This is a genomic window from Nonomuraea antimicrobica (genome assembly GCF_039536965.1).
In the GTDB taxonomy this organism is placed as follows: domain Bacteria; phylum Actinomycetota; class Actinomycetes; order Streptosporangiales; family Streptosporangiaceae; genus Nonomuraea; species Nonomuraea antimicrobica.
Window position 1 is genome coordinate 39,231 of sequence record NZ_BAAAZP010000211.1, and the last position, 7,724, is coordinate 46,954.

Consider the following 7,724-nt stretch of genomic DNA (forward strand, 5'->3'; position numbering starts at 1 on the left):
TACTTCAACGCCTGTTGGAGAAAATGTAGGATCGCGTCATGAGTGCACGATCAGGCCGGTGGCGCAGCGGCATGGAGAGCCGCCGCAAGATCCTCGAAGCCGCACGCACCCGCTTCGCCAGCGACGGCTACGACAAGGCCACCGTGCGCGCCATCGCCGCGGACGCCGGCGTGGACCCTTCGATGATCAGCTATTTCTTCGGTGGCAAGGACAAGCTGTTCGCCGCCGCGCTGCAGGCGCCCGGCAGCCCACGCGAGCCGGTCACCGCCCTGCTCGCCCATGGCAGCGCCGGAGTCGGCGCCGAGTTGGTCCGGCGCTTCCTCCAACTGTGGGACGCGACCACGAGCCTGGAGCCGATCCTCGCCCTGACCATGTCCGCAGGCAGCCACGGTCCGTCGGCGCAGATGCTGCGCGAGTTCATCGACAGGGAGTTCACCGCGCAGATCGCAGAGAGAATCGATGGTCCCGACCGCGCGATGCGCGCCGCTCTCATCACCGCTCAGCTCATGGGACTGGCGATCGCCAGGTACGGCATGCGCGTCGCCCCTGTCGCCTCGGCCGACCACGACGACATCGTCGTATGGGCTGGGCCGATCGTGCAGAGCCTGCTTGACGGCGAGACCTTTCAGAGCGCACGAAAGGACCTGGCTCCGGGATGAGCCGTCGAGCGGATGATCAGCCGATGGCCGTTCGTGGGGCAGCGAGGTCAGGAGAGCGGCGAGAAGGGCCGGCCTTCAGGTGCGGATCTGACTCTGGTGTCGGTGCCGAGTTCGTCGTTCAAGGACGGTGATCTGGTGACTCAGGGCGAGAATCTCGACATCCTTGTCCCGATCGCTCATGGGCAGCAACCGCAGCGCGGCGAGGTGTTCGTGGCCGTGAGACAGGCCAGGCGAAGGAGCACGGCCGATCGTCATGCCGCACGCGTTTGCCTCTGGTGACCGGAGCTTGCGCATGCCACGCGAAGCCCTCTCAGGGTCATGACCCGGGCGGATGTAATTTTCGGCAGGCGCAGGGTTACCCAGCACGCCCGTAACCTTCTCGCCGATCTGAACGACCAGCCGGGACGTTCCGGTTTCTGATCCGGGATCGGGACATGAAGTTCACCGACAGCTTCGAGGAGGTGTTCGCAGGCGACGACATTCACGTGCTGAAGGTCCCGCCGCGGTCGCCTCGCGCGAACGCGTTCGCCGAGCGATGGGTCCGCACCGCACGCGCGGAGTGCACCGACAGGCTGCTGATCTTCGACGAGCCGCACCTTCGTACTGTGCTGGACGAATATGCCGATCATTACAATCGGCACCGGCCACACCACTCCCTCGGCCTTCGAGCGCCCACCGGGTCTGACGTGATTCCGCTGCCGGCGGGCCGGATCGAGCGCCGTCACGTCCTCGGCGGGCTGATCAGCGAGTACCAGCGAGCTGGCTGACCAACGGGGTGCAGTCATGAAATACGCAGGTCAGGGCTTTGGGCCTAGTTTTGACACCCTTCAGGAGCCACCGCCGTCATCGCGGTCGTCTGGCCTGTTACGCGGCTCAACGCGTAGCTGACCTGTGACACCGAACCTTGAAGCTTACCCCCTGGCGAATGAAGCGCCTTCCAGCAGGGTTGTCCCATGGGTGCCATCGACCAGATGGGGCCGCCGGATGATCACACTCTTCATCTTGCCTCGTACGTGAAACATCGCAGTGTCCGCGCTCGCGGGGACACTGCGATGTCAAATTCTCGTTCAGATGAATGGCGCGACCCTAGCCGTGCATACGCATCGCCCAGTTCTGGTCCTGGTTCTGGCTGGCATGCCACTGGATGACCGGCGTACCGTTCGCCTGGCTGCTGTTGGGCACAGCCAGCCACTTGTTGCTGTTGTAATTCTGGAAGCCCCAGCCTTCACCGGCGCCCATCGAAACCTTCCGCCAACGCTGCTCCGCGCCATCCCCGCACTCCCACTGGATCGCGGCTGCACCGGCGACCTTGCTGGCGTTACCGATGGCCAGGCACTTACCGCTATTGGCGTTGACGAGCCTCGTGCCGCTCCAGTACCAACGCTGCTCGTTGCCCCCATTGCACCCCCACTGGATGGCGCGTGCGCCATTGGCCTTGCTGCCGCCCGCGATGGCCAGGCACAGTTCGGGCGCCCAACCGTTGTAGTTGAGCAGTTCGAACGTGGCGGCGCTGGCCGATGCCGTGCCAGTAAGCGACGTCACTGACGCGACCACACCAACCGCCATGGCGATGGAGGTCTTCCGGAAAATCTTGTTCACAGGACACCCTTCCGATCAATTGAATGGTCTGACTTCTGCGGATAAACTTTGAGTGAAGAGAAAATGTCGTCCCGGCGACGGCCCGGTGCCATCCTCAGCCGAATGTCGGCGAAAGTGGGCACGGAACTGTACGGCGAGCTCTTCGCCTCAGAAGCTGTAGCGGTCGAAGTAGATCACCCTCACCGCTCGCCGTCCAATATCGGTAGGAGCCGATCCTCGATAGTGAATCGGATATCATGCCAGCCCAGCCTGCCTGGGCGCCCCGTGATGGTTACGACTTGACGCCCTTGGGGTTGTTCTCACTCGCTTCCACGATGTGGATGTCGTTGTGTTTCTCATCGTGGCGGCCGAAGGTAGGGCGGATAGCGGACGGCGCCTGTCCGTTATAGGGGCGAGAGCAACCCCTCCTCTCCGGTGGTGAGTCGAGCCCGGGATTGCCCTGCCGACGCTCCGGAGCAACCTACTGTTAGCGATCAGGTCATGCCCTTCATGTGGACGGACGGCATTTCAGACGAGAAAATCCTGGCCGTCCATCCACGCCGGGTGGATGTTTCCTTGGTAGCCAGGAATGCAGCGAAAGTGTCAACCTGCGAACGGATTCCTGCGGCAGGTAACGATCACCATGACGGTCGGTGTGACGGCCACGGTAACGTCGCTTACCGGCGGCGGCACAGCATCGGTCGGCACCGCGAAGCTGGCCTTGTTCGAACTGGTCAACTTCAACGCCATAGGACCCGACAAGTGCCTGGCCATCGGTAGCTCCAGCAAGGCCGCCGGCGCAGCCGCGATCCACTGGGCGTGCGACGGTGGCCAGGAGCAACTTTGGCGAAAGGTTTCGGAGGGCGCCAATGACGGCTGGCGCATCCAGAACGTGCACAGCGGCCTGTGGCTGGCCGTGGGCAGGGGCAGTGACAAGAATGGCGCGCCGGTCATCCAGTGGCAGAAAGGCGACGGCCTTGAGCAGTACTGGGCACAGCGTATGCTCTAAGGCGTGCCCCTCGGATCATGGATTTGTGGTGCAGAGCCAGATTCTGATCGAGGCGACATCTTAACGAGTAAGTCCGATGTGATCAGTGGTCGTAGACGATCAGCGAGCGGGTGATCGGGGCTCCGGTCTTGTTTTTGTGCTAGATCGCTGCGGCCATTGCCAGGATGCGCTGAGCGACCCGGATGGCCACGCCCTCGAAGGTTCGCCCTCCGTGTTGTTCAACGTCGAGTTGCCCTTTGAGAGGGTCGTTGACCGACTCGATGAGCTGGCTGGACCTTCTTGAGCATCGGCTCGCCGTAGCGCTGCTTCTCTCGCTTGCGTGAGGGACGCAGCAGTTCGATGCCCTGCTCGGCCGGGTCCTTCTCAAAGGGCTTGGAGGCGAAGCCCTTATCCGAGATGAGCAGGATGTCCTCGCGCTCGGCGATCAGGTCGGCGTCGATCTCGAGCATCGCGGTCAGCACCTCCCGCTCGCCGATCTTCGGGTTGGCCAGCGCCCACAGGATCGGCATCCCCGCAGGTGTGGCGGCGGCTGTGCGACGCGGCCCCGCGCTTGGGGCTGCTGCGGCGGCGTTGGCATGGCCGGGGGTGCGGAAGCAAGCCACGATCACTATGGTGTCCAACCGCAGTACATCAGTAGCGGGAATGGTGCTCGCGGCCGTGGCGATCGGCCTTAGCGCGGTGAAGGTGGCGTCCTCCGCTCTCTTTTGGCCCGACAGCAAGGGCGTACAGCAACGGAGTATTACACGATCACACGCCTTCGGTCCCCATCTATCGCTTGGCCAGGGAAGGGGACTTCTCTGCGTTGTGACTGGCTCCCGTTTGCAAGCAGGCACTCATGCTGCTGATCTGCAGAGGTGGATAGGTACGCGCCAAGTTGCGGCCGTGGCACTCCTTGTCGGGCCTTGCTGCGGAACGATGCTCACCCTGCCCGCTGATCGGGAGATGAGGGGAAGTGTCCGCGCACGTGACCACGTTCGCCCGTGTGGAGGTAGGAAGGCAAGCACCCTGGCGATTTTGCTGAGCCGAATCCGCAGGGCTGCGGCAGCAGATGGCAGCCGGCATTCATAGCCAAACATTCCTGGTCGGCCGACGCGGCGTCGATATGTCTCCGCAACATGCTGGACTGCTGGCGGAATCGGTGGTCAGGAGAGTCGGAGCCTGCGGAATCGGGTCAATTATGGACGGTCAGCTCGCGGTGCTGCTGCGGGATCAGATGTGCTCACACCGTTCAAGGACGGATAGCGCGGAGGGCTTTTCGGAGTTCACCGACAGGATCGCCGTCGTGGTAGACACGCTCGCTGAGCTCGATGCCGTCGAGGAACTCCTGGTAGCGGACCGCGTAGAACAGGTGCTGATAGGGCTCTGCGAGTTCGAGGGCTCGGGCCGGATTTGAGCCGGGCGCGTGCTTGCGCCACGCGTCGATCCAGGTCGTGATCGGCAGGTGCCAGTCGGCCTCGGACATGAACATCCGGGTGCGCAGGCCGTCCAGGACGGGATGGCCGACGTGCGCGTCGGCGAAGTCAAGGACGACGGCGGTCCCGCCGTTCGAGCGCCAGTTGCCTGTATGGAAGTCGCCGTGCACGACGGTTTCGGGTAATCCGCACGCGTTGAGTTCGGCGACCAGAGCGGGCAGGACGTGGACGAGCCGCCGGGCTTTTTCTCGTTCCTCAGACGTAAGGTCCGTTCGGTCGATCACCTCGTCGACGCGCTCGGCCAGGCCCTCCGGCGTACGGCGGGGCAGTCCTGCAGGAGGGGTGGCGGCCGCCTGGGCGGCGACGAAACGGGTGATGGTCGTACGGATGACATCGGGTGAGGCGTTCCAGCAGTCCTCGCCCGGCACGTGATCGAGCAGGACCCGGCGGCTGGCCGGGTCGACGGCGACCACGGTCGGCACGATCGCAGGGTCGGCCTCGGCGAGCGCCGCCATCACGCTGCCTTCGTCGGCGGCGAACTCCGGCGTGATCTTCAACCAGACGGGGCCGTCGAGCGTCGGGATGCGAAACAGCCCCGCGAGGTTCCACGTCTTGACCTGCCGGGCCGGGCCGAGCGCGGGTCGTCCGGCAGCGCGGAGCGCGTCACCGGCCCAGGCCAGAGCGTCTCGTACGCCGTGGGGCGTGGCCCACGCGGAACGCCCTGTCTGGATGTCCAGCAGATCAGCCGGGACGCTCGGGGAAGGACTCTTAACGGCAGGCGACGTAGCGCGCCGGGGATCGCCGAGGAACTCGGCGTGATAGGTCACGTGGCCGCCGCGCGGCGGGTCGCCGCCTTCGACGCTCACCAGGCGCAGGACCACGACGGGCCCGCCCAGCACGGCTTCGAGATACTCGACCACCGGCTCGACCATCGCCCACCACGGGACCGCAACCGGGAACGGGCCGACGACGCCGACATACTTGTCACCACAGGTGACCAGGGCGGTCACGGTTCTTTCCACACCGCCAGTGTGTGGGCCACCAGCAGGATTCGGCGAACGATTTCAGGTGCGCCCGCGCTCTGGGGGACCACCCGTATCTCTCGCCTGAGCCGCCGGGCAAAACACAAGATCCGCGTTGGAGTCGAGGACACATTCCGCCAGGCCATCGTGGCCACCGATCTTCGCCGCGCCCGCTACCGAGGCATCGCCAAGGTCCACCTCGAACAGGTCTTCTCAGCCGTCGCCCTCAACCTGACCCGCTTGGACGCCTGGTGGAACGGCCGCAGCCTCGATCGAGGCCGAACCAGCCATCTCGCCCGTCTTGAACTGACAGAACTCGCATTAACCGCTTGAAGGCGAGTTAGCCAGCAAGGTCTCCGACGTAGCGGCCAATGTTCCGGGGAACGGCCCATCGGGAACAACCGAACGCTCATTGGCGATAGCGAGCCCCGAGGTGGGGGAGATAACGCCAGCCATATGGGAGAAAAGGACAGTCGTCCACTCCCACCTCGGCGTCCATGACACCTACACCTTCGCCATGCCCGACCTCTCGCCCGGCGCCATCCGCGACCTGCGCGACCCGAATGCCGCCGAGGACGACCTGGCTGCACGCCGGAGAGAGATCTGACCAGCGTGGCGGAACAGAGGGTGGCAACGTGGCAGCCATGAAGGAGACACCGGACTCGGCCGCAGCGACCTACGAGGACCTGCTGCGCCAGACCCGCCGGATCCACCAAGAGTTGGAGCGGCACCACGGGATAACCCGGCGGCAACTCCAGGAGGAGTGGAAGACCGCCTAAGCCGCGATCTTGTAGCGCGTCAAACCCGCGCACGTGGGTTGATCTGGGGGTTCACCAGTCGAGCTAGACGGCTCGGCGGTACTCGTTGATCACTCCTCCGTGCACCTTGCGGCGTTCGATCCGGCCTTCCATCGGCACCACCACATGCTCATCATGATCGGGTGGCCGTTGCCCACGAGCCTGACGCGGCCGATGTTCGTTGTAGTGATCGACATATTCGTTCAGGACCGAGCGCAGGTGACGTTCGCCATAGATCAGCACGCGGTCGGTACACTCGGCGCGCACCGTTCGGACCCAGCGCTCGGCCCTCGGTGTCCGCGGCGGCGTCTTCAACACCGTGATACCCACGGCGGTGAACACCTCATCGAAGGCGGTGGTGAACTTGGCATCCCGATCTCGGATGAGAAAGCGGAACGACCCTGCCCGCTCGCCGAGGTCCATCAGGAGATTGCGGGCCTGCTGAGCGGTCCACGCCCCGGTCGGATGGCGGGTCACGCCCAGGACGTGCACCCGTCGCGTGCGAACCTCCATCACGAACAACACGTACAAGCGCTTCAGAAAGATCGAGTCAACGTGGAAGAAATCGCAAGCCAGAAGCCCTTTAGCCTGCGACCGTAAGAAGGTCCGCCAGGAGGTGTCGAGATGTCGGGGCTCCGGCCCGAAACGGCGCGAGCGCAGGATGCGCCGCACGGTCGCCCCGCTGACCTGGAAGCCAAGCCGCGTCAACTCCCCGTGCACCCGTCGATGGCCCCATCCGGGGTTCTCCCGCGCCAGGCGAATGATCAGGTCCCGGATCTCCCGGCTCGTTCCTGGACGCCCGGGCCGATGCGGGTAGGGCCAGGCCCGTCGCAACAGGCGACGATGCCATGCCAGCAATGTCGCCGGAGTGACCAGCCGATGAGCGCGCAGCGCCAACGGCAACCACCGGGCCAGCGCCGCGAGAACGGCTCGATCGGCCCAGTCCGGCTTCGGGCGTCCGACCTGACGCCGCAGCACCGCCACCTCGTGACGCAACACCATGATCTCCGTGTCCTACGACACTTCACCGCGGCCCAGCAACATCAGCCAGCCGAACACCCGGAGCGCGATCAGATAGAGCAGACGGACAAGCACAAGACGCGATCTTTTCTGCGGGGACGGACCCCGTCTAACCGCAGGTCAGCGCCCGTCGTGGCTGTATTTTGACGCGCTACAGGTAAGGGCGACTGAGGCGTTTCTGACTTAATGATGCAGATCGCAGATTCTTCAGCCAGCATCGGTGGCTC

9 protein-coding genes and 1 pseudogene are annotated in these 7,724 nt (G+C 64.6%); 6 read left to right on the forward strand and 4 right to left on the reverse strand.

From position 1 onward, the window contains the following. The first annotated feature begins 38 nt into the window (after positions 1 to 38). From ABD844_RS45705 to ABD844_RS45715, 3 genes are all read left to right on the forward strand, one after another. On the forward strand, positions 39 to 659 hold the full coding sequence (locus tag ABD844_RS45705; protein ID WP_344893716.1) for a TetR/AcrR family transcriptional regulator: 621 nt from the start codon (positions 39 to 41) through the stop codon (positions 657 to 659). Positions 660 to 671: 12 nt separating this feature from the next. Then, positions 672 to 938 (forward strand): hypothetical protein, encoded by a 267-nt coding sequence (locus ABD844_RS45710; RefSeq protein WP_344893719.1) that lies wholly within the window; start codon positions 672 to 674, stop codon positions 936 to 938. A 155-nt stretch (positions 939 to 1,093) separates the two neighbouring features. After that, positions 1,094 to 1,426: an integrase core domain-containing protein gene (locus ABD844_RS45715; protein ID WP_344893722.1), complete on the forward strand. Its 333-nt coding sequence runs from the start codon at positions 1,094 to 1,096 to the stop codon at positions 1,424 to 1,426. Positions 1,427 to 1,745: 319 nt separating this feature from the next. Here the strand turns inward: ABD844_RS45715 and ABD844_RS45720 are convergent, their stop codons facing one another. Further along, positions 1,746 to 2,258: an RICIN domain-containing protein gene (locus ABD844_RS45720; protein WP_344893725.1), complete on the reverse strand. Its 513-nt coding sequence runs from the start codon at positions 2,256 to 2,258 to the stop codon at positions 1,746 to 1,748. A 622-nt stretch (positions 2,259 to 2,880) separates the two neighbouring features. Here ABD844_RS45720 and ABD844_RS45725 point away from each other — a divergent pair. After that, positions 2,881 to 3,246 carry an RICIN domain-containing protein gene (locus ABD844_RS45725; protein ID WP_344893728.1) on the forward strand — a complete coding sequence of 122 codons (366 nt, stop codon included), beginning with the start codon at positions 2,881 to 2,883 and terminating at the stop codon, positions 3,244 to 3,246. Positions 3,247 to 3,385: 139 nt separating this feature from the next. On the opposite strand, the pseudogene ABD844_RS45730 reads toward ABD844_RS45725, so the two are convergent. Together ABD844_RS45730 and ABD844_RS45735 are read right to left on the reverse strand one after the other, a co-directional pair. Continuing rightward, positions 3,386 to 3,770 (reverse strand): annotated as a pseudogene (locus ABD844_RS45730) (transposase family protein); the annotation flags it as partial. A gap of 704 nt (positions 3,771 to 4,474) precedes the next feature. Further along, positions 4,475 to 5,680, reverse strand: coding sequence for a phosphotransferase family protein (locus tag ABD844_RS45735; protein ID WP_344893734.1), 1,206 nt, complete (start codon positions 5,678 to 5,680; stop codon positions 4,475 to 4,477). Between the two features lie 9 nt (positions 5,681 to 5,689). Between ABD844_RS45735 and ABD844_RS45740 the strand changes: the two genes are divergently transcribed. Both ABD844_RS45740 and ABD844_RS45745 read left to right on the forward strand, forming a co-directional pair. Further along, entirely contained in the window at positions 5,690 to 6,013 is a 324-nt protein-coding gene (locus ABD844_RS45740; RefSeq protein WP_344893737.1) for a transposase, read from the forward strand. Between the two features lie 311 nt (positions 6,014 to 6,324). Continuing rightward, the gene (locus ABD844_RS45745) at positions 6,325 to 6,459 is read left to right on the forward strand and encodes a hypothetical protein (RefSeq protein WP_344893740.1); all 135 of its coding nucleotides are present in this window, start codon (positions 6,325 to 6,327) and stop codon (positions 6,457 to 6,459) included. Positions 6,460 to 6,522: 63 nt separating this feature from the next. On the opposite strand, the gene ABD844_RS45750 is transcribed toward ABD844_RS45745, so the two are convergent. Continuing rightward, on the reverse strand, positions 6,523 to 7,479 hold the full coding sequence (locus tag ABD844_RS45750; protein ID WP_344893743.1) for an integrase core domain-containing protein: 957 nt from the start codon (positions 7,477 to 7,479) through the stop codon (positions 6,523 to 6,525). Between the last annotated feature and the right edge of the window lie 245 nt (positions 7,480 to 7,724).